The 19744-nt window shown below is 38.1% G+C and carries 16 protein-coding genes, 1 tRNA gene and 2 pseudogenes; 9 read left to right on the top strand and 10 right to left on the bottom strand.

Annotated features, from left to right (window positions below; translation table 11 throughout):
* A pseudogene (locus ACKPEB_RS15340) lies at positions 1-905 on the bottom strand (metallophosphoesterase); the annotation flags it as partial.
* Positions 906-1344: 439 nt separating this feature from the next.
* Here ACKPEB_RS15340 and ACKPEB_RS15335 point away from each other — a divergent pair.
* Together ACKPEB_RS15335 and ACKPEB_RS15330 are read left to right on the top strand one after the other, a co-directional pair.
* On the top strand, positions 1345-2526 hold the full coding sequence (locus ACKPEB_RS15335; protein WP_408967611.1) for an RNA-guided endonuclease TnpB family protein: 1182 nt from the start codon (positions 1345-1347) through the stop codon (positions 2524-2526).
* Between the two features lie 59 nt (positions 2527-2585).
* On the top strand, positions 2586-4427 hold the full coding sequence (locus ACKPEB_RS15330; RefSeq protein WP_408965799.1) for an aspartate kinase: 1842 nt from the start codon (positions 2586-2588) through the stop codon (positions 4425-4427).
* 306 nt (positions 4428-4733) lie between these two features.
* Here the strand turns inward: ACKPEB_RS15330 and ACKPEB_RS15325 are convergent, their stop codons facing one another.
* Positions 4734-5504: an exosortase-dependent surface protein XDP2 gene (locus ACKPEB_RS15325; RefSeq protein WP_408965798.1), complete on the bottom strand. Its 771-nt coding sequence runs from the start codon at positions 5502-5504 to the stop codon at positions 4734-4736.
* 459 nt (positions 5505-5963) lie between these two features.
* Between ACKPEB_RS15325 and ACKPEB_RS15320 the strand changes: the two genes are divergently transcribed.
* Positions 5964-6611: an HAD-IA family hydrolase gene (locus ACKPEB_RS15320; protein WP_408965797.1), complete on the top strand. Its 648-nt coding sequence runs from the start codon at positions 5964-5966 to the stop codon at positions 6609-6611.
* A 416-nt stretch (positions 6612-7027) separates the two neighbouring features.
* On the opposite strand, the gene ACKPEB_RS15315 is transcribed toward ACKPEB_RS15320, so the two are convergent.
* Entirely contained in the window at positions 7028-7765 is a 738-nt protein-coding gene (locus ACKPEB_RS15315; protein ID WP_408965796.1) for a response regulator, read from the bottom strand.
* Positions 7766-7861: 96 nt separating this feature from the next.
* Between ACKPEB_RS15315 and ACKPEB_RS15310 the strand changes: the two genes are divergently transcribed.
* A complete protein-coding gene (locus tag ACKPEB_RS15310; RefSeq protein ID WP_408965795.1) occupies positions 7862-8017 on the top strand; it encodes a hypothetical protein in 156 nt (51 codons plus the stop codon).
* Here ACKPEB_RS15310 and argH read toward each other — a convergent pair.
* The 3 genes from argH to ACKPEB_RS15295 all read right to left on the bottom strand — a co-directional run bounded on the left by argH (position 7982) and on the right by ACKPEB_RS15295 (position 11484).
* Positions 7982-9376, bottom strand: a complete 1395-nt coding sequence (gene argH, locus ACKPEB_RS15305) for an argininosuccinate lyase (RefSeq protein ID WP_408965794.1) — start codon at positions 9374-9376, stop codon at positions 7982-7984. The two genes, ACKPEB_RS15310 and argH, sit on opposite strands and share 36 nt — an antisense overlap.
* 569 nt (positions 9377-9945) lie before the next feature.
* A complete protein-coding gene (gene mazG, locus ACKPEB_RS15300; RefSeq protein ID WP_408965792.1) occupies positions 9946-10770 on the bottom strand; it encodes a nucleoside triphosphate pyrophosphohydrolase in 825 nt (274 codons plus the stop codon).
* Positions 10771-10812: 42 nt separating this feature from the next.
* The gene (locus ACKPEB_RS15295; protein WP_408965791.1) at positions 10813-11484 is read right to left on the bottom strand and encodes a metal-binding protein; all 672 of its coding nucleotides are present in this window, start codon (positions 11482-11484) and stop codon (positions 10813-10815) included.
* 76 nt (positions 11485-11560) lie between these two features.
* Between ACKPEB_RS15295 and ACKPEB_RS15290 the strand changes: the two genes are divergently transcribed.
* The 3 genes from ACKPEB_RS15290 to ACKPEB_RS15280 all read left to right on the top strand — a co-directional run bounded on the left by ACKPEB_RS15290 (position 11561) and on the right by ACKPEB_RS15280 (position 12522).
* Positions 11561-11632, top strand: a tRNA-Val gene (locus ACKPEB_RS15290).
* Between the two features lie 166 nt (positions 11633-11798).
* The gene (locus ACKPEB_RS15285; RefSeq protein WP_408965790.1) at positions 11799-12053 is read left to right on the top strand and encodes a UPF0175 family protein; all 255 of its coding nucleotides are present in this window, start codon (positions 11799-11801) and stop codon (positions 12051-12053) included.
* Positions 12037-12522, top strand: a complete 486-nt coding sequence (locus ACKPEB_RS15280; protein WP_408965789.1) for a DUF3368 domain-containing protein — start codon at positions 12037-12039, stop codon at positions 12520-12522. Before ACKPEB_RS15285 ends, ACKPEB_RS15280 begins: the two co-directional genes overlap by 17 nt.
* Positions 12523-12763: 241 nt before the next feature.
* Here the strand turns inward: ACKPEB_RS15280 and ACKPEB_RS15275 are convergent, their stop codons facing one another.
* The 3 genes from ACKPEB_RS15275 to ACKPEB_RS15265 form a co-directional block, all read right to left on the bottom strand.
* A complete protein-coding gene (locus ACKPEB_RS15275; protein WP_408965788.1) occupies positions 12764-12991 on the bottom strand; it encodes a hypothetical protein in 228 nt (75 codons plus the stop codon).
* Between the two features lie 423 nt (positions 12992-13414).
* Complete coding sequence (locus ACKPEB_RS15270) at positions 13415-13867, bottom strand: helix-turn-helix domain-containing protein (RefSeq protein ID WP_408965787.1); 453 nt, start codon at positions 13865-13867, stop codon at positions 13415-13417.
* A complete protein-coding gene (locus ACKPEB_RS15265) occupies positions 13867-14247 on the bottom strand; it encodes a type II toxin-antitoxin system RelE/ParE family toxin (RefSeq protein ID WP_408965786.1) in 381 nt (126 codons plus the stop codon). The genes ACKPEB_RS15270 and ACKPEB_RS15265 overlap by 1 nt, the downstream gene beginning before the upstream one ends.
* Before the next feature lie 157 nt (positions 14248-14404).
* Between ACKPEB_RS15265 and uvrA the strand changes: the two genes are divergently transcribed.
* Together uvrA and rnc are read left to right on the top strand one after the other, a co-directional pair.
* Positions 14405-17425, top strand: a complete 3021-nt coding sequence (gene uvrA / locus ACKPEB_RS15260; RefSeq protein WP_408965785.1) for an excinuclease ABC subunit UvrA — start codon at positions 14405-14407, stop codon at positions 17423-17425.
* Positions 17426-17870: 445 nt separating this feature from the next.
* Positions 17871-19055: a ribonuclease III gene (gene rnc, locus ACKPEB_RS15255; RefSeq protein ID WP_408965784.1), complete on the top strand. Its 1185-nt coding sequence runs from the start codon at positions 17871-17873 to the stop codon at positions 19053-19055.
* A 554-nt stretch (positions 19056-19609) separates the two neighbouring features.
* Here rnc and ACKPEB_RS15250 read toward each other — a convergent pair.
* A pseudogene (locus tag ACKPEB_RS15250) lies at positions 19610-19744 on the bottom strand (saccharopine dehydrogenase-like oxidoreductase); the annotation flags it as partial.

Genomic DNA, 19744 nt, shown 5'->3' with positions numbered 1-19744 from the left:
AAAGCATAATAATTTTTATCCCCATTCGGTAAGGTAAAAATTTCTTGATAAGTATCCGCATTAAAAGTTCGATTTTTGATCCACAGTTCTTTAATTTTTGCATCCTTTTGAGGATTAACGTTTTCTTCTTCCTTTTGATATAAAATCTCAGCCAAAAATCGAGGATAGGGATCATGAAACTGCTGAGTTAAACTTAATTCTTCAGAAAAAATACCCATCAATTCATGATTTCCAATAGCTGAAAATAAAGGCATATTTTGAATTAAATTAGCCCCTTTATAAACCGTTTTAACTTTATTTTTTTCTAACGTATAGTTGGCTTTACCTTGTAAACTAGGAAAAAAACTATTCCCGCGAAGATCATCAAACCATTCTGATGCTCGATCAGGAACATTAACTAAATCTCCCGCGAAAAAAATCCCATCTAACTGTGGAATTGTTTCTGCAACCTTTTGTAAATTAGCTGCCGTCATTGGCATCAATTGATGATCAGAAGTTAATAGAATTTTAACACCTGTTTCCGGTTTAGGTTGAGGAGATAATATAAACCGATCACTTTCAATTGTTTGGTTATTTTCGCTAATACTGGTAACAAAATAAGGAAGTTTAACCCCAGGAATTAAACCCGTAACTTCGGCTTCATGCCGCCAAATCTTGCGGGGTGTGGGTTGTTGATAAATGCTTCCTTTTTCCCGTTGTTCCCCAACTTTAGAATTTTGATCTTCCCGTGTTCGAGTCAGTTGAGTTGTACTCGCAAATACAATTTGATTAAAATTTTGACCATACTTTACAAAATGTTGAGAACCGGCAAACTCGGTAAACCAAACCACACGAACTGAAGTTTCCGTTGGTAATTGCAAAAACGGATCACTCAGCAGTTGAAGTTGAGAAGGAAGTGAGATCATCTGCCCAGCTAAAAATAGAATTAAGGAGAATAAAGCCCCAAATCTCAATAGATTTTGGGAAGAATACTGGCGAGAGGCAAGAAATTCTGTAAAAAATATTAACATTCAGCAACGGACTGGAGCAAATGATTGGGATTTCATCTCTCTCTGCTATACTATCACGAACAATAACCTTTACTTTTTCCCTCCCTGTCACCATTGCTTAAATAATGTTCTGGAAACTTAAGGATAATTTTGTCGTCTTTTCCTGTAAAATACAATAGGCTGATTCATGCCTATCTTAAATTAGGTTAATCTGCTTAAATTTTACAATAACCGTATTCAAAGCCCAGATCTTTCAAGCGTGGGATGTAGAATACCCGCCTTTAGGCGGAGTGAAGAACCCTATGTTATCATGATTAACATGATTAAAGTAACTCGGACGATTAAATTAAAATTCGTGAATCTCAACCATTGTAAAGCTCAAATGTTTGAGCTGATGACGCAAGAAAACACGCGAATTGCTAACAAGTTGTTGTCATTGCCAATTAAAGAACGGCGTAAAATGACAACAGCTAAAATTATGTCCGAGTTAAAATCTGCCCTGGTTAATCAAGTAATCCGACATACTACATCACCCACAGGTCATCAAACCAAACAATATAAAGTTCTTCCGGTAGAAGTTAACAATCAAAATTGGAAGCTAACCCAAAAAGGGAATACCTATTCAATGAGTTTCCCAACCCTAAAAGGTGAAAAAAGAATCCCCATTGAAGTTGCATCTCCTCATTGGCAATCTGTTTTAGATGGACTACTGAGGGGAACAATTCAAGGGGGTTCTTTTAAATTAATTAAACATCGAAATAAGTGGTATGCCTATCTGTCAATTACTGAGGATGTTCCAGAAGTTAAGACGGAGAAAAGATTAGGATGTGACCGAGGGCAGAATAATTTAGCGGTAGTTTCACCAAAAGAAGGTTTTGGCAAGTTCTTTAAAGGTCACAGCGTTAAACATCGAAGACGTTATTTTCAACAAAGAAGACAACAACTTCAAGAAGCTAAGAAGTTTCGAGCTTTAAAGAAATGGAACAAAAAAGAGCGACGATGGATGGATGCTGTTAACCATACTGTCAGTCGTCGAATTGTTCGTTTTGCCCAATACCATAATGCTGATGTTGTTATTGAGGATTTAGAAGGGTGTCGAAACACGATGAAACAGAGTAAGAAATCTCGCTCTGATTCCGGTGAATCTCGACATAATTGGTCTTATTATTCTTTGGAACAAAAACTTAATGATAAGTTAGCTCTGAAAGGATTGAAATTAATTAAAAGACCTGCACCATATACTTCTAAATCTTGTTCAACTTGTGGTGTTCTTGGTAAGAGAAATCGGCATGATTTTAATTGCCCTAATGGTCACTACCATAACTCTGATTTGAATGCTGCACGAAACCTATCTCAATGGGATGGTTTCGCGTGTGATTTAAGCCTACAGATAGATGCTTCTGTAATGGATTCATCCGGTTTAAATCATGGGGGGCTTGGCACACCCCTGAACTCGGTGAATACGGTTAAACAAGAGTACATTCAATTGTCTTTGTTTGACTGGACTAGATACGAGAATCCCACCCTAAGCGCGTAGCGTAGGGGTGGGAGTGTCAAGTTAATTGTTGATTCCTGATTGCCCATTCTGAAGTTAATATGCTGATTGTTCAAAAATACGGTGGTAGTTCTGTCGGTTCCGTTGAACGCATTCAATCCGTTGCTCAACGGGTGTTAAAAACAGCCCAAGATCATCAAGTGGTTGTCGTTGTTTCTGCAATGGGAAAAACCACAGATCAATTAGTCGGTTTAGCACAACAAATTTCTGCAACTCCCAACCGAAGAGAAATGGATATGTTACTCTCAACGGGAGAACAAATCAGTATTGCTTTATTAAGTATGGCATTGCAGGAATTAGGACAACCTGCAATTTCTTTAACAGGTGCTCAAGTCGGAATTGTCACCGAAGCAGAACATACCCGCGCCCGAATTTTAAGTATTGAAACTCAACGAATGGAACGCCACTTAAATCAAGGAGAAGTAGTGGTTGTCGCCGGATTTCAAGGAGTTAGTAGTCAAGATGATTTAGAAATTACAACCTTAGGAAGAGGCGGTTCGGATACCTCGGCGGTAGCATTAGCAGCGGCTTTAAAAGCCGATTTGTGTGAAATTTATACCGATGTTCCAGGGATTTTAACCACCGATCCTCGCTTAGTTCCCAATGCTCAATTAATGACAGAAATTACCTGTGATGAGATGTTAGAACTCGCCAGTTTAGGGGCAAAAGTTTTACATCCCCGCGCGGTAGAAATTGCTCGAAATTATGGCGTTTCTTTAGTGGTTCGTTCCAGTTGGACAGATGACCCCGGAACCAAAGTGATCGCCCCCAAACCTCAACCTCGACCCTTAGAAGGATTAGAATTAGCTCGTCCAGTAGATGGAGTTGAATTTGATACGAATCAAGCCGCAGTTTCCTTATTAAGAGTACCTGATCGCCCTGGAATTGCAGCAAAATTATTCGGCGGAATTGCAGTACAAAATTTAGATGTTGATTTAATTATTCAATCGATTCATGAAGGTAATAGTAATGATATTACCTTTACGGTAGAACGCAATTATTTTAACAAAGCGATCGCCGTTGCTGATGCTTTATTACCCGCTTTAGGAACATCGAATGCTTCAGATATTGCAGATGCTGAAGTCACTGGAGATGATACCCCTATTGCTAAAGTGAGTATTGTCGGGGCGGGAATGATTGGTCGTCCGAAAGTTGCCTCTCAAATGTTTAATACTTTAGCAGAAGCGGGAGTTAATATTCAGATGATTTCCACTTCGGAAGTCAAAGTCAGTTGTGTGATTGCAGCCGAAGATTGTCAACAAGCAGTTACTGCTTTATGTCAATCATTTGAAATGAGTTCTGATTGTAAAATTGCAACTCATTTTGAGCTAGAAAAACCGCCTATTGATCCCAGTTTACCTCCCGTTCGAGGAGTGGCATTAGATGTTAAACAAGCTCGTTTAGCGATTCGTCATATTCCAGATCGTCCAGGGATGGCAGCCAAAATCTTCTCCATTTTAGCCGATCATAATATTAGCGTGGATATGATTATTCAATCCCAACGCTGTCATCAAGTCAACGGAATCTTAGCACGGGATATTGCGTTTACCGTCGCCCAAGGAGATGCTGATGAAGCCGAAAGAATTTTAACACAAGCCGCATCTGAATTAGGTTATGGTGAAATTATCGTCAATCAATCCATTGCTAAAGTGAGTGTGGTGGGTTCAGGAATGATTCATCATCCAGGGGTTGCCGCTAAAATGTTTGAAGCCTTAGCCAACCGCAATATTAATATTTTAATGATTGCAACCTCTGAAATTAAAATTAGCTGTTTAGTCGATGAAAGCCAAGGGGTAGAAGCGTTAAAAGCGGTTCATGAAGTGTTTGAATTATCCGGGGATCAAACCTTTATTGTTCCTGAACGTGCCCCAGTTGCTTCCTAGAACTTGGGTTGATTTCTGAAGTTGATCTGCTCAAGAATTTCTAAAAGCCTAGTTTCTGGAACCCAAATTCCGCACAACAAAATGTAATAAGCTGCTACGCAGCTTATTACATTGGCAAAGCCACTTTTAGATAGGCTAATATGGGCTTTTATGGATAGCTGGAGTGAAAATTTTGACAGAATTAGCTTAACAATTAATAAGAAGCTAATCTCATAAAATGTCTTTTTTTTCAGAGGAGCAACAGAGCTATGAAGTTGATTCAGTTTGCCACGCACACTCTCTGGTGCCCCCGTCAGTCAATCTGTCTTAGTCCGCTTTTTTGCGACCAGAGAAGGCTAAAGCAGCAGCGACTAAACCTAAACCGACAACCGTTGCGGGTTCAGGAACAGATGTACCGACGACTTTAAAGTCAGGGCCATTGAAACCAGATTGGCTGACTAATTGGATACCACTAATAGACTTTGTATTCCCCAGTCCTAAATCAGCTAAGCTGACACCTAAAGATCCCACATTTTGAGATCCAGTAATTTCTGTGGTATCGAGTTTATAACCGGCTTTACCCCAGGTGCTAGAACCAGAACCTAATAGAACGGAATTTCCAATTAGATTACCGCCTTGATCCAAAGCTTGAACTTGCAGTTTACTGTTCATTCCCCGTTCCCAGAATAGTAGATTATTCATGGCTTTGTCAAAGAGCAAGTTCAGGGTGAAACTGCCATTGTCTTCTGTATCCACAATATTGCTCAAGTTCAGATTTCCCAGGGAAGTTGCTAAGTTTTCCTCTGTGGGATTTTCTTTAGCAATTCCTGATGCGTTATCTCCTTTGTCACTACTGCCAGCCCCGCTATTACCACCTGTCCAGAGGTCATTGGAGATCATCTCAACACCTTGAACCAGGGAGAAATTATTATAGGTTTTACCACCAAATTCAACAGAGTTTAATGTAATATCGCCTTTCCAAGTTTTGGAATCGTTTGTGGTGTAGTTGGTTTTAAAACTGAAGGCTTGAGCCGATGTAGCGTAGACACCTGTTAAAGCTAAAGTTGAGATTAAAGTGGTGAAGAATCTAGTTTTCATTAGAACTCCTGTGTGTGAATGTCCTACTGGTTACTGTTACCCTGAACTCTTAACTCGGTTGCTCTGGGAGTCTCCCTCCAAAGGTGACATCTTAGCAACCAGAGTAATTCATACAAGCTGTTATTACTACAATAGCAAACCTTCTGGCACTGTCACCTCTATATCTGAGAAATTAGTGAAAGTTTTACACAACTTTTATAGATAGGAGCTTTTATTTAAAGATTTCACAAAATCCCTAGATATCAAGGGTTGGTTTTGAACACTTTGATCAACAACAGAATCTCAATTTAGAAGTTCACGAGTGGGTGAGTTCCTTTTGAGGTTCTGACGTAACTGGTAAATATAATCATAGGAATATTAATCTTTGGTTGAATAGATTTATTCAGATTATACTTGAACGAGTCTATTCATCTAATTTTGAGTTTGACACTTCCCCACCTTGGCTAAAACCCTGAATCTATGAATCAAATTATTATTTTTGACTTTGACGGAACCTTAGCGGATACCTTAGACGCAGTGGTTAGAATTACCAATCGCTTATCTGGGGAGTTTGGTTATTTACCGACTAACCCTGAAACCTTGAGTCAAATTCAAAATTTAAGCTCTTGGCAGATTATTCAACAATCTGGAATTTCTTTATTTAAATTGCCTTTTTTACTCAAGCGAGTGATTTCTGAATTAAACCAGGATTTACAACTGATTCATTTATTCCCTACAATTCCTGAAATTATTCAACAATTACAAAAGAAAAACTATACTCTGTATATTATTACCTCTAACTCTAAAATTAACGTGATTACGATTTTATCTCGTTATAATTTAGTCAATAGTTTTAAGAACGTTTATTCGGGAATCAGCTTATTTGGAAAGCATAAAATTATTAATCAGCTATTAAATCAAGAAAATATAGAACCCCAGCAAGTGATTTATATTGGGGATGAAACGAGAGACATTAATGCTGCTAAACAAGCTAAAATTAAAAGTATTGCTGTTAGTTGGGGATACAATTCAGCCGAGATTTTGCTGCAACACCACCCTGATGCTTTAATTGCTCATCCTTCTGAATTAATTGCTGTCATTGAACAGATTAAAAACCCCATCGGTTAAAATCAGAATCGTGGATAGGAAATGATGACTGAGGAATTATGAACAGGTACAATAGGGTTCATCAAAACCTTGATAGAACCCTATGGGTTAAACAACTTGAAAACAGAAGGACTTGAGCCAACAGTAGCAGAATATATAACCGAGTATTTCTGCTCATTAAGACTAAGATTTCTCCTTCCCTAGATTGAGTCTTAAACTCCACCTTTGAGCATCATCATTGCAATAATTCCGATCATTAAAAGAAAAAACAGAACAGTCATCCCAATGGATTGTTCTTCGGGCTGGTTGGAGGACTTAGAAACTTTCATCATAGGTAAAAATGATAAGCTCTACTCCCTTAGAGTAACAGATACCCAGCACTCTTGAAACCAGATGCTTATAAATTGTTAGTTTATGTAACCTTTCTTAAATATTCTCTATTGCGTTAACCCATGTTCGAGCGCGTAACGGACTAACTCGGTTCGGCTATTCGTTCCGGTTTTGGTAAATAAGCGACTGACATATTTCTCAACATTACGAACACTGGTTTCTAAGTTACGGGCTATTTCTTTATTCATTAATCCCTTGGCGACTAAATCTAAAACACTTTGTTCACGCGGCGTTAAATCAATTTTAATCGGCGCGGGAGTTTGATTAATTCCACTTTTCCCTTTTAACATATTTTCAATTCGAGCAATTTGACCCGCTAAGGTAGCAATATCTGGGTTTCCATCCCCGGTACTACTCCGCAAAGCGGCTTGTCTTGCTAATAAATTTTTGACAATAACAACTAATTCTTCTGGGTCAAAAGGTTTTGATAAATAGGCATCACATCCGGCTTGATATCCTTGAATGCGATCGCTTTTCATGCCTTTAGCGGTTAGAAAAACAACGGGTAAGGCTTTAAAACGGGGATCTTCCCGCATTTGTTGTAAAAATTGATAGCCATCTACTCCTGGCATCATAATATCTGTAATTACTAAATCAGGAAGATTTTGTTGTAACAATTCCCAGCCTTGTTTCGCATTACTCGCCGCATCAACGGTAAAGTTACTATCTTCTAAATAAGCTTGTACCGCTTCTCGCAGTCCCGGTTCATCGTCTACTAATAAAAGTCTGGCGGGAACTTGAGAAACTTGTGTTTCTGATTCTGGAGGATTAATTGAACTTGACATAAGATTAACCTAAATTTAATGTTTTTTTTCACTGTAGCGAAATCCTGAATTTAATTATACCAGTCTAAAGGACGGTTTTAACAGCCTTAACCGGACTTGACAACATTATTATTTTATGTATTATTAATGGCGATCGCTAATTCCTGTCATGCTCAACCCTTGAGCCCCTGTCGAAACTCAGAACAAACCCATTCCCAATTCCCAATTCCCCAATCTTTAACAATGATTCAACCGTTGGCGGGCATTTTCTAACGCTTGTTTCACCTGATTAAACCCAGTTCCGCCATAACTATTTCGAGCAGAAACGACTTGACGAGGTGCGATCGCTTCATAAATATCTGCTTCAAATTGAGGATGTAATTCTTGCCATTCTGCTAAGGTTAACTCTTTAAGTAATTTCCCCGCTTCTAAACAAGTTCTGACCACTTTTCCGACTAAATTATAAGCTTCTCGGAAGGGAATTCCTCGTGCGGCTAAATAATCCGCCACATCCGTTGCATTGGAGAAATCTTCCGCCACGGCTTCAGCTAAACGGTTGGTGCGAAATTCTATCCCTTCTTCCATTAAAATGGTCATTGATTCTAAACTGCCTTTCACCGTTTTTACTGCATCAAATAGAGCTTCTTTATCTTCTTGCAAGTCTTTATTATAAGCTAACGGTAATCCTTTCATAATCACTAACAATCCTTGCAAATGACCAAACACCCGCCCGGTTTTTCCTCGGACTAATTCAGGAATATCTGGGTTTTTCTTTTGCGGCATAATACTAGAACCCGTTGAACAGCTATCAGTCAAAGTCACAAAACTAAATTCCTGAGAAGCCCAAAGGGTAATTTCTTCTGCTAATCGGCTTAAATGTACCATAATTAAACTCGCAGCCGATAAAAATTCAATCGCCCAATCTCGATCACTAACTCCATCTAAACTATTAGCATAAACCTGCCCAAACCCCAATAATTCTGCACTATAATGGCGATCAATCGGAAAAGTGGTTCCCGCTAACGCGCCGCTTCCCAACGGACAAATATCGACTCGTTTATACACATCTCCTAAGCGTTCCCAATCTCGATTTGCCATTTCCACATACGCTAATAAATGATGGGCTAAACTCAGAGGTTGGGCTCGTTGCAGATGGGTATAACCGGGAATAAAGGTTTCAACATTTGTTTCGGCTAAATCTAATAATACTCGTTGAAAATTAACTAATTGTTGACGAATTTGTTGGATTTGATCTCGCAAATATAAACGGGTATCCGTTCCTACTTGATCATTCCGAGATCGGGCGGTATGGAGTTTTTTTCCTACATCTCCGACTAATTCCGTTAAACGACGTTCAACTGCAAAATGAACATCCTCAGCATCAACACCCGGATTAAAATTTCCGTCCCGATATTCTTGACGAATTTGTTCTAAACCGGACACTAATTGTTCGGCTTCTTCTGGGGTAATAATTCCCGTTTTCGCTAACATTTTGGCATGAGCAACTGATCCGGTCAAATCATATTCAATCAGTTGGATATCAAACCCAATACTAGCGTTAAACTCTGCAATGGCAGGATGCAGGGATTTTTCAAACCGTTGACTCCAGGTTTTCGAGTTTGTTGAGGTCATATTCGGACTTTTTCTGATTCTTTGTCAACTCTACATCTTGACATTCCCCCTAACTGAAAGCAAGAGGATTCTTGATGGGAAATACTTTTGTCTCGGTTGCTACAAAATTACTGAAAAATTGACTCTCTTCAACAATACTATGGCTCAACTTTCTAACTGTAGGGCGACTAACACCAAACCCGGTGTAATTTCAACGGTTGAGTTATCAATGGTGACACTGCATAAAACCTTTATTTTGTCAAGATGCGAATCTGAAGCTTCTGGCAAACCTCGAAAAATTCGTGTTCTGTCAAAGCCAAATTGTGTCAGAAAATCCTAATGTTTTACGAAATAATCAAGGTTTCAGCCTCTATTTTGACGTTTAGACAGACTAATCCCTTGAAAGGCTTTTCATGAAGTGTACCAGAACCCCCATGATTTCGTCAACTATTTGAGAGGAATTATCAATAAAATATCAAAATTTCCTGACCTTATTTTAAAAAACAAAATTTTCTATATAAATAAAAAGTTTTATCTAATCTATAACGGAGTCTAGGCGGGGAGACCCCACCCCTACAATTGATAATGGATTATTTCTTGGCTAAAATAGCTTTGGCTTGTTGCCAGAGGGCATCTAATTCTTCTAAACTGTATTCTGAGAAGGGGCGATCGCAAAATTCCTCAAGTTTTGATAACCGTTGAATAAAGCGATGATTGGTTTCGTGTAATCCCATATAGGGATCTAAATCATACCAACGAGCTAAATTAATTAAGACAAATAAAATATCGCCTAATTCTGCCTGTTGATGCTGTTTATCCGTTCCTTGAATCGCTTCTTTAAATTCGGCGACTTCTTCCTCAAATTTATCCCAAACCCCCTCAATATTATCCCATTCAAACCCAATAGCGGCGGCTTTTTTAGAAATTTTCATTCCAGCCATTAGGGGGGGGAGTTGTCGAGCATAACGGCTTAATTTAGAACTGAAAGTCTGGGTTTCGGGTGTTTCCCCTTGTTCATTGGCTTTAATTTCTTCCCAATTTTGTCGAACTTCTTCAACACTATTGACTTCTACGTTACCAAAAACATGAGGATGACGACGAATTAACTTTTCAGTAATATTATTAGCGACATCTGCTATTGAAAATTGTTGAGTTTCGCTGGCAATTTGAGCTTGTAAAATTACTTGTAATAATAAATCCCCTAATTCATCTACAATTGCCTTTTGATCACCACTACGAATGGCATCAACCACTTCATAGGCTTCTTCAAGAATATAGGGAATTAACGTTTCTGGGGTTTGTTCTAAATCCCAAGGACATCCCCCCTCTGGCGATCGCAATTTAGCAACTACATCGATTAAATTTTGTAAGGCGATTAAGTTAGGAGTTAAAGTCATCTTTTCAGGGTTGTTCATGACAAATACCTCTATTGTGATCTAAAATAAGGGTGAAAAACATTATTTCTTAGAACGACGAGAAGATTTTTTAGCAGTCGTTGAATTTTGCTTTGAACGTTGGGGTTTAGTGGGGGGAAGTTCCACAGAAGCAGTTTTAGAAACTGAATGTTTGCGTTTTTTCGGTTTTTCAGGTTCTAGGGTAGGGCGAGAAGTTTCTCCGGTTTTTAGCCATTTTCTAAATTCCTTATAAAATGAGTTTGACCAATCACTAAAAGAATGGCTCATTGCTCCCATTTCTAATCCTAAATAAACCGCAATACATTCTCTGGAATAATGGGAGAGGGAACTTAAACTATTTTGAGCAATTTCTAAAGGATTTGAGGAAATCAGCCCTAAATATTCTGCCATTAGTAATCCCAAAAGTCCAATTAAACCCAGACCACCTCCTAAATAAAGAATCCTCAACGCCGTACCAATAAACGGCCCATGAGATAAAAAGGAGCGATGACGTAAACTATTTTGATAGGGAACCCAGAACCATCGCAATAGTCCCCAACGTTGAAACTGTCGGGAATCAATATCTAAATCTGGCCCAAACATTAATCCACTAAACAGGAAACTTCCCGTCACCAGAAAAGTTAAATGACTGCTGCGAGTTTGGCTCCAGGTCAAACCCGCAATCAACGGTAAGCTCCAAAGGGTAATACGGTCGTGGGTTTGACCAGAGGGCATGGGGGATGGAAATTAAAAATTGCCAATAGGGTTGTGCTTCTAAAAGTTTATGTTATAATAGGTAAATGTGTGAATCGGGCGGTTAACTCAGCGGTAGAGTGCTTCCCTTACAAGGAAGAGGCCACAAGTTCGAATCTTGTACCGCCCATTATTAATTTTAAATCTGCGATCGCTTTTTTAAAACTGACTTTGAACAAGAGTGCTCGCTTTTATTTATTGCTATAATAGTCTCTAAAGGTTAACAATATTCAAAAAATATTAATGTAGTTTCAAGTTTATAACAAGATTAAACGATTAGCAAACCTTAAACGAATATGGGACTACAAATTTCAATTTCTGATTCCATTCTGCAAGCCATTCGTCTCCCTGAACAGCGTATTGAACAAGAATTACGGCAGGAATTAGCGATCGCTCTTTATGCAAAGGATCTCCTATCCTTTGGTAAAGCACGAGAACTTGCTCAACTGGATAAATATGAATTTGGTCAATTATTGGGGTGTCGTGGCGTTTTCCGACACTACACTGAAGAAGAATTAGATGATGATTTGACTTATGCACGTTGTGAGTAATACTTCACCAATTTTGAATTTGGCTATTGTGGATCAACTGACTCTCCTGCATCAACAATTTGGACAAATTTTGATTCCCAATGCTGTACTTCACGAGTTAAAATTTGATGAACAGCGACCTGGTTCTCAAGCAATTCGTGAGGCAATTGTAGCCGGATGGATTCAGATTCGTGAAGTCACTAATCAGCCATTGTCACAACTCTTGAAACAAACTTTAGATCAAGGAGAATCTGAAGCGATCGCTCTAGCAATTGAACTTAAAGCAAATTGGCTTTTAATCGATGAACGTGAAGGTCGAAAAGTTGCAAAATCTTTAGGGTTGAAAGTTACAGGGATCTTGGGAGTTTTGCTTCGTGCTAAACAAGCAGGTGAACTTGACTCACTTCCGGCTGTAATTGATCAGCTTATTAATCAAGCAGGTTTTCGCATTTCCCCTGATTTATTAACACAAATTCTGAATGAATCATGATAATTATGATGAGCGATCGCCTCCTAAAACTCTCCTCCTCCCCTCGTTTCTAGGTTCTACCTAGAAATGATATTAAGATGGCTCTGCCACCTTTAACAAGAGGCTCCGCCTCTATAATATATTCCCAGGCTCCTGCCTGGGAACAAGGTGAAAACAGATATAAAATCTACACTTATAAAAAGAATAGTGTAGATTGATTGCTATTAAAAATCAAATAATTCATCAGTAATAATTTATTCAATTATTCATCCCAACATCTCTTTTGACCATTAATGTATCGACAAACTAACTTCTCGACAATTAAATGTTTCTTGATTTCATTCTTCTGTGAGTTGGAAGTGTATGTATTGCTTACGGACACACTAGGCGTTTGATTCAAGGATGGACTAGCCCATACAGGTAAAACATTACTTACAGCAATTAAAATCATTAACAGGGAAAGGGCAAAAACCATTCCTAATTTTTTCATAACTTTTTCCTCCAGCTTGATTTATGAAAAAACTGATGCGTTTTATTGTACAAGAACATTAAGGAACTTGGCAAGGATTAAAATATGAAGAAATTGCTAAAAATTGTAATCGCAGTAAGTCTAATGTTAAAAACATAGGTGCGGAATTGTGGAAGATGTTATCGGATGTGTTAGGGGAAGATATTAAACAATCTAATGTTCGTTCTGTTTTAGAAAGGAAAGCGGGATATTATATTTATAATTATGGTGACTCTTCCAAATTGTCACTAGCAAATATTCTCAGGTAAAACCTGGGAACAAGGCAAATCTCCTGATTAACAATAATTGTCATTTTTCCATCTTCCAACCTTTAGCTTCTAAACGCTTTCTTTTCCCTTGATTCATAATAGTATTTTTTTACCTAAATAATTAGGCTGATTTAATTTAACTCAACCTACAGGTAATTTTATCCTCTTTTAACGTATTAATATCTTGATAATTATTTTCTAATTCTTCAGAAACATCTAATACTGTTGATAGTGATGCTTCAAATTCTTCTGGTGTCATTCTCAACAACGCCGGAATAACCGCTACTTTTTTACCCTTAAGTAAAATCGTGACCTCGAAATCTGCACCCAACGCATCTAAATAAGCTAACACAGACTCAAAAGCGTGATCATTATTGGCACTTTCTAACTTAGAAACCCAACTTTGAGTCACTCCCATTTTTTCTGCTAATTCCCCTTGAGTTAACCCTAAGTTTTTCCGTAAATTTCGCATGACTTGAGTTAACGTTAATCTAAATAATTCCTGCCTTTCTATGAGTTGCATTTCTGGAGTATCAGGAATAATTGTATCCAGAAAAGCGAGAACATCTTTAGAATTGGTTTCTGTCATTAATTTCCCTCCTGTTGTTGAATGATGCGATCGCGTCGTCTAACCGCAATACAAATTTCCGCTTTAGGTGTTTTGCGACTTTTCTTTTTAAACCCATGTAATAGGACAAAACGCCTTCCAACAAAAGCACAAATAAAAATTCGCGGATTATTGGGTGTATTATCTAATCGTAATTCATATAAATTGGTTTCGGTGACAATTTTATCTAAAATATCAGATCTTTCTCTTAATAATCTTAATCCATAACTCTTCAACAATTTTAGGCGCAGTTGTAATTGCTTTAGTTCCCCTGGTGTTAAAGACGGATCTTGCAGAAAATCTTGAACTGGTATACTACCATCAGACTCGATGTAAAACTCGATGTTCCATTCTTCTGTCACGCCTTAGCATTATTCCTTATATATTCTAAATTTGTCATATTTTATAATAACATGAACCTGACCTAAGCTTCAATTGTTGAACATAACCCAACATTCTCATCCTCAATAAATCTACGATAACGCTAAGATAATTAAGGACTGTACGACTGGAAATGCAGTGAACTCAACATCACTTTCTGACCCCCTACCCTATCCCAACAACACCCCCAACCGAATTCGCATTCGGGGTGCGAAACAACATAATTTGAAAAATATTGATTTAGAATTACCGCGCGATCGCTTAATTGTTTTTACAGGGGTTTCCGGTTCGGGTAAATCTTCCTTAGCCTTTGATACGATTTTCGCCGAAGGTCAACGCCGCTACGTGGAATCACTGAGTGCTTATGCGCGACAATTTCTCGGACAACTGGATAAACCCGATGTCGATGCCATTGAAGGGTTAAGTCCGGCGATTTCCATTGACCAGAAATCAACTTCCCATAACCCTCGGTCTACGGTGGGGACGGTTACGGAGATTTATGATTATCTGCGGTTGCTGTTTGGTCGTGCGGGTGAACCCCATTGTCCGATTTGCGATCGCAATATTGCGCCCCAAACGATTGATGAAATGTGCGATCGGATTATGGAACTCCCCGACCGCACTAAATTCATGATTCTCGCCCCTGTGGTGCGGGGGAAAAAGGGAACACACCGTAAACTTTTGTCCAGTTTAGCGTCTCAAGGATTTGTTCGCGTCAGGGTCAATTCTGAGATTTTTGACTTGTCCGAAAACATCGAGTTAGATAAAAATTATACCCATACCATTGAAATCGTCATTGACCGCTTAATTAAAAAGCCAGGACTAGAGGAACGTTTGGCGGATTCCTTGAGTACCTGCTTAAAGCAATCTAGTGGAATTGCGGTGATAGAGGTATTAGATGATACATCGGACAAGGTATCCGCGTCGCGGGCTAAAAATAAGTATATATCAACTGGCTCAAAAATTGCAAGATCTGGAGATCAAAAAGTTGCTGAAAATAGCGATAATTCTTACGAAGTAGAAACCGAAAATTTAGAAGCTTCATCTATTCCATCACAACTGGTTTTTTCTGAAAATTTTGCTTGTCCTGAACATGGGGCGGTGATGGAAGAACTTTCGCCTCGGTTATTTTCTTTTAATTCTCCCTTTGGAGCTTGTCCGAGTTGTCATGGTTTAGGACATCTGAAAACCTTTTCCCCGGAGTTAGTTGTTCCTGATTTAACTCAACCCGTTTATACAGCTATTGCGCCTTGGTCAGAAAAGGATAATTCCTATTATTTATCCCTCTTACATAGTGTGGGTCAAGCGTTTAATTTTGAAATTACCACTCCTTGGAATCAATTAACTCAAGAACAGCAACAGATTCTCCTTTATGGTTCAGAGGAACCGATTTTAATAGAAACCGATTCTCGCTATCGGGAAAATAAAGGATATTATCGTCCTTATATCGGGGTAATTCCGTTATTACAACGTCAATATCAAGAAACCGCTTCGGAATTACAAAAACAGAAATTAGAACAATATTTAATTGATCAACCTTGCGAAGTTTGTCTAGGAAAACGATTAAAACCGGAAGCGTTAGCGGTGCGTGTTGGACAATATCACATTCATCAATTAACAGAAGTTTCGATTCGGGACTGTTTAGACCGAATTAATCAGTTAAACCTAACAGAAAGACAGGCGAAAATTGCCGAGTTAGTCTTGCGAGAAATCAAAGCGAGATTACAATTTTTACTCGATGTGGGATTAGATTATTTAACCTTAGCTCGAACCGCATCAACGTTATCAGGCGGAGAAGCCCAACGAATTCGATTAGCCACTCAAATTGGAGCCGGATTAACGGGGGTTTTGTATGTTTTAGATGAACCGAGTATTGGGTTACATCAACGGGATAATACTAAACTTTTAAATACCTTAATTAAATTACGAGATTTAGGCAATACTTTAATCGTAGTTGAACATGATGAAGAAACCATTCGGGCGGCGGATCATTTAGTGGATATTGGGCCAGGGGCGGGGGTGCATGGCGGTGAAATTGTAGCTCAAGGAAAGTTAGAGATATTATTAAAATCAGAACCTTCTTTAACAGGTGCTTATCTCTCAGGACGGAAAAAAATTGAAACTCCCGCAGAACGCCGAATTGGGAATGGAAAAAGCATTAAGTTAGTGAACGCTAGTCGCAATAATTTAAGAAACATTACTGTTGAAATTCCATTAGGAAAATTGGTGAGTATTACAGGGGTTTCGGGTTCAGGAAAATCAACGTTAATGAATGAATTACTTTATCCCGCATTACAACATCATTTTACCCGAAAAGTGCCCTTTCCTAAAGATTTAAAAACAGTAGAAGGGTTAAACGCTTTGGATAAAGTGATTGTAATTGATCAATCTCCTATTGGTCGAACTCCGAGATCTAATCCCGCCACTTATACTGGAGTTTTTGATATTATTCGAGAGGTGTTTACAGCAACAATTGAAGCCAAAGCTAGAGGATATAAAGCGGGACAATTTTCGTTTAATGTTAAAGGCGGACGCTGTGAAGCTTGTGGCGGACAGGGAGTTAATATTATTGAAATGAACTTTTTACCGGATGTTTATGTTCAGTGCGAAGTGTGTAAAGGAGCGAGATATAATCGAGAAACATTACAGGTGAAATATAAAGGATATTCCATTGCAGATGTATTAAATATGCCTGTAGAAACTGCTTTAGAAGTGTTTGAAAATATCCCCAGGGCGGCGAGTCGTTTACAAACGTTAGTCGATGTCGGTTTAGGTTATATTCGCTTAGGACAACCCGCACCCACGTTATCAGGAGGAGAAGCACAACGGGTGAAATTAGCTTCAGAATTATCGAAACGCGCAACGGGGAAAACGTTATATTTAATTGATGAACCGACAACGGGTTTATCGTTTTATGATGTGCATCAATTGTTAAATGTGTTACAACGTTTAGTCGATAAAGGGAATTCAATTTTAGTGATTGAACATAATTTAGATGTGATTCGGTGTGCAGATTGGGTGATTGATTTAGGGTTAGAAGGGGGAGATAAAGGCGGTGAAATTATTGCAGAAGGAACCCCAGAAGATATTGCTAAAAATTCTAAATCTTATACCGGGATTTATTTAAAACAGGTGTTAAAACAACATCCGCCCAAGTAGGAGAGGCTATGCCCATCACATTTAATCAATATCCCTATTCCCTATGATTAACTTGCTGAATGCGGAAGAAACCGGGTTTCTAACTGAAATTAATTGCATTCCCTCAATATTTATTCAGAAACCCGGTTTCGGAGACTAATAGATTATTCGGTTATCCTTCATTTGCTTGTTCAATATCTTTTTGTTGAGTGCTTTTATCTCCACCACAGAGAAAACGTTCAATCTCCCTCGGTTGACTTTCCATCATGAATTATAGCGATCGCTCATGTCCGAGTTTATCAAATTTGGGGATAGCAAAAAAATATCAGTTTTTCAGAAATCCAATATTGTTGAGTTGTAGTTAAAATCTAAGCTAACTCACCCTATAGTATCAAGCTGTTTTCCAGCACTGATAGGTGTGGCTTTTTTGTTGTTATCCAGTTTAGAGGAAAAGGATAAAGTCAATATGAAACTCAGCAACAATGAAAGAATTGGTCAATGCTTAACTTTATTAAGTCAAGTTTTGTCTCCTTACGTTGAAGAAAAAATGAGATTGGTTTATGGTAATGCTTGGTTTTCTCAGGTGAAACAGTGCATCTCTAATAAAAACAATTCTAATCGCAGCGATGAAGAAATTCTTCAAGATGTTTCTGTATTATTAAGTGTTATTAATCAACGATGGGATAAAGTTTTCAAAACATACTTATCTCCCGAAAGAGGTTTAGTCAATGAATTGATTGAAGTCCGAAACAAATGGGCGCATAATAATTGCTTTTCAGCAGATGACACTTTTCGGGCGTTAGATAGTATCCATCGGTTACTGGTTAAAATTGGTGCTGAACAACAGGAAAAGCAGGTTGATGTACACAAACAAAGTGTCTTAAAACTTCTGATTCAAGAAAAATCTCATTCAACTCAATCTAATATTTCTCAAGGAGATCAGAAAATTAGAGAGGAATTGAAAGAACTTTTAGAGATTATTCCGTTTCAAGACCCTAAATTATTGTTCCGCGCATTAACCCATCGAACTTATTTCCGTGAAAACCCAAATAAAACACAAGGAGATAATGAACAACTGGAATTTTTAGGGGATTCTGTCTTACAATTTTTAGCGGGAGATTATGTGTATGAAAAATATTTCGGTGAAGAAGAAGGAACATTGACCCAGAAGCGAGAAAAAATTGTTAGTAATGAAGCGTTAGCAAAAGTAGCGCAGGATTTGAATTTAGGAAAATGGATGAAATTAGGGAAAGGAGAAGAATTAACCGGAGGTCGGACAAATCCATCATTATTAAGTAATACCTTAGAAGCGGTTATTGGAGCTTATTATAAAGATTCTGGTATTGATGCGGTTTGGGAATGGTTAAAACCGATGTTAGAACAATTAGGAACAATCAAAATTGAGCCTAACTCTTATAAAATTTTACCTGATGCAATCAATCGTTTTCAAGAGTGGGCGATCATTAAACACAGACAAAATCCTGACTATATTGTGATTCAAGAATTTGGAGATGATCATGATAAAGTTTTTGTTATGGGAGTTCAAGTTAATGGTCATGTTTATGGTCAAGGAAAAGCTAAAAATAAGAGAGATGCAAAAAAGCAAGCCGCTACTCAGGCTTTAAAAAATTTAGGATTAATAGACAGCTAAATGTTAGAAACCGGGTTTCTGTTTGAGATTAATAACTAGAAATCAAGATAACTTTAGAAACCCGGTTTCTGGGGAGACTCTATGTTAGAAACCGGGTTTCTGTTTGAGATTAATAACTAAAAATCAAGATAATTTCAGAAACCCGGTTTCTGGGAAGTTAAAACGTTGCGATCTCTCACACCCCTAAAATTTTTTAACGAAAGGAACCAAACAAAGTAAAGTGAATCATAGCGTAACCTAAACAAAGAGTAAACACCACAATTAAAGATGTCAAACAAGTATAAATAATTAGTAGTAAAACTCGTTCATATCTAGGCATCGTTGGGCGGTAGAATGAAGGTTAAAGGGGGGATATCAAGATTTTTATAGAACCCGCCCAGACTAGAATCTTAGAAACCGGGTTTCTCCTTGAGATTAATTGCTAGAAATCAAGATTAATTTAGAAACCCGGTTTCTTGGGTAGACACATCGGAGAAACCGGGTTTCTCTTGGAGATTAATTATTACAAATCAAGATAATTTCAAAAACCCAGTTTCTGGAACTAGAATTTAGTTTTATTGAACAAACTGAGGCATAATTTCAGCCGCCGTAAATAAACCATGAATACCGCGATGATGCAGTTGAATTCCGGCTTTTAAATATCTAAATGCTGGGCCACAAACGTTAGCCGCCATGCTGGTTTCATCCCC

Source organism: Planktothrix sp. (genome assembly GCF_046067725.1).
In the GTDB taxonomy this organism is placed as follows: domain Bacteria; phylum Cyanobacteriota; class Cyanobacteriia; order Cyanobacteriales; family Microcoleaceae; genus Planktothrix.
This window is presented reverse-complemented; position numbering and strand designations above follow the sequence as displayed.

Coding starts and splice junctions, on each gene's coding strand:
- ACKPEB_RS15330 (WP_408965799.1), top strand. CDS start 2,586: ATGCTGATTGTTCAAAAATACGGTGGTAGTTCTGTCGGTTCCGTTGAA.
- ACKPEB_RS15325 (WP_408965798.1), bottom strand. CDS start 5,504: ATGAAAACTAGATTCTTCACCACTTTAATCTCAACTTTAGCTTTAACA.
- ACKPEB_RS15320 (WP_408965797.1), top strand. CDS start 5,964: ATGAATCAAATTATTATTTTTGACTTTGACGGAACCTTAGCGGATACC.
- ACKPEB_RS15315 (WP_408965796.1), bottom strand. CDS start 7,765: ATGTCAAGTTCAATTAATCCTCCAGAATCAGAAACACAAGTTTCTCAA.
- argH (WP_408965794.1), bottom strand. CDS start 9,376: ATGACCTCAACAAACTCGAAAACCTGGAGTCAACGGTTTGAAAAATCC.
- mazG (WP_408965792.1), bottom strand. CDS start 10,770: ATGAACAACCCTGAAAAGATGACTTTAACTCCTAACTTAATCGCCTTA.
- ACKPEB_RS15295 (WP_408965791.1), bottom strand. CDS start 11,484: ATGCCCTCTGGTCAAACCCACGACCGTATTACCCTTTGGAGCTTACCG.
- ACKPEB_RS15285 (WP_408965790.1), top strand. CDS start 11,799: ATGGGACTACAAATTTCAATTTCTGATTCCATTCTGCAAGCCATTCGT.
- ACKPEB_RS15280 (WP_408965789.1), top strand. CDS start 12,037: ATGCACGTTGTGAGTAATACTTCACCAATTTTGAATTTGGCTATTGTG.
- ACKPEB_RS15275 (WP_408965788.1), bottom strand. CDS start 12,991: ATGAAAAAATTAGGAATGGTTTTTGCCCTTTCCCTGTTAATGATTTTA.
- ACKPEB_RS15270 (WP_408965787.1), bottom strand. CDS start 13,867: ATGACAGAAACCAATTCTAAAGATGTTCTCGCTTTTCTGGATACAATT.
- rnc (WP_408965784.1), top strand. CDS start 17,871: ATGAAACTCAGCAACAATGAAAGAATTGGTCAATGCTTAACTTTATTA.